At 70.1% G+C, this 1,753-nt stretch carries 1 protein-coding gene; it reads left to right on the forward strand.

What is annotated here, in order from left to right; translation table 11 throughout:
* The coding region (locus ABD912_RS23420) for an FAD-binding monooxygenase (protein ID WP_345154882.1) at positions 1 to 1,753 on the forward strand (1,753 nt) is incomplete at both ends.

Below are 1,753 nucleotides of genomic sequence, written 5' to 3' on the forward strand. Positions count from 1 at the left end.
GCCCCGAGGAGCTTCCCGAGGAGGTCGACGTGCTGATCGTGGGCTCCGGGCCCGCGGGCATGCTCACCGCGGCCCAGCTCTCCCAGTTCCCGGACATCACCACGCGCATCATCGAGCGCCGTCCCGGACGGCTCGCGATCGGCCAGGCGGACGGGATCCAGGCCCGCAGCGTGGAGACCTTCCAGGCCTTCGGCTTCGCCGAGCGGATCATCGCCGAGGCCTACTGGATCACCGAAATGGCGTTCTGGCGCCCGGACGCCGAGGACCCCAAGCGCATCGTGCGCGGCGGGCGGGCCGTGGACGACGAGATGGGCATCAGCGAGTTCCCGCACCTGATCGTGAACCAGGCCCGGGTGCTGGACTACTTCGCCGAGGTCGCCGCCAACTCCCCCACCCGCCTGAGCCCGGACTACGGCTGGGACTTCCAGACCCTGGAGGTGACCGGCGAGGGCGAGTACCCCGTGAAGGTCACCCTTCTGCGCACCGCCGGCCCGGACGAGGGCACCGAGCGGACCGTGCGCGCCAAGTACGTCGTCGGCGCCGACGGCGCCCGCAGCAAGGTCCGCGCCTCGATCGGCTGCACCCTGGCCGGGGACGCGGCCAACCACGCCTGGGGCGTCATGGACGTCCTGGCCAGGACCGACTTCCCCGACATCCGCACCAAGTGCGCCATCCAGTCCCACGACGGCGGGTCCATCCTGCTCATCCCGCGCGAGGGCGGGCACCTGTTCCGCATGTACGTGGACCTGGGCGTGGTGCCCGAGGACGACCACGGAGCCATCCGCCAGACCACCATCGAGCAGATCATCGGCAAGGCCAACGAGATCCTGCGCCCCTACACCCTGGACGTGCGCTCCGTGGCCTGGCACAGCGTGTACGAGGTCGGCCACCGCCTCACCGACCGGTTCGACGACGTCCTGCCCGAACACCTCGGCACCCGCACCCCGCGCGTGTTCATCACCGGGGACGCCTGCCACACCCACTCCGCCAAGGCCGGCCAGGGCATGAACGTGTCCATGCAGGACGGGTTCAACATCGGCTGGAAGCTCGCCCACGTGCTCGAGGGCCGCAGCCCCGAATCGCTGCTGTCCACCTACTCGGCCGAGCGCCAGGTGATCGCGAAGAACCTCATCGACTTCGACAAGGAATGGTCCACGCTCATGGCCAAGAAGCCCGAGGAGTTCAACGACCCCTCCGAGCTCGAGGACTTCTACGTGCGCACCGCCGAGTTCCCCGCAGGGTTCATGACCCAGTACGCGCCCTCGCTGATCATCGGCGAGCCCGTGCACCAGGACCTGGCCGCCGGGTTCCCGGTCGGCAAGCGCTTCAAGTCCGCGCGCGTCTCCCGCGTCTGCGACACCAACCCCCTGCACCTGGGCCACCAGGCCACCGCCGACGGGCGCTGGCGGATCCACGTCTTCGCCGACCCGTCCCCGGCCGGAGCCCCCTCCCCGGTGACCGACCTGGCCCAGTGGCTGGCCACCGCCCCGGACTCCCCGCTGGCCGCTACCCCCCAGGGCGCGGACCAGGACGCGTGGTTCGACGTGAACGTGATCTACCAGCACAGGCACGAGGACATCGACATCAACGCCGTGCCCGGCGTGTTCAAACCCGAGGTCGGCCCGTTCCGCCTCACCGACCTGGAAAAGGTCTACGGCACCCTCGACGGCGAGGACATCTTCGACACGCGCGGGATCTCCCGCGACGGCGCCATCGTCATCGTCCGCCCGGACCAGTACGTCGCCGGCGTCCT

This window comes from Arthrobacter ginkgonis, from assembly GCF_039540195.1.
GTDB lineage: Bacteria > Actinomycetota > Actinomycetes > Actinomycetales > Micrococcaceae > Zafaria > Zafaria ginkgonis.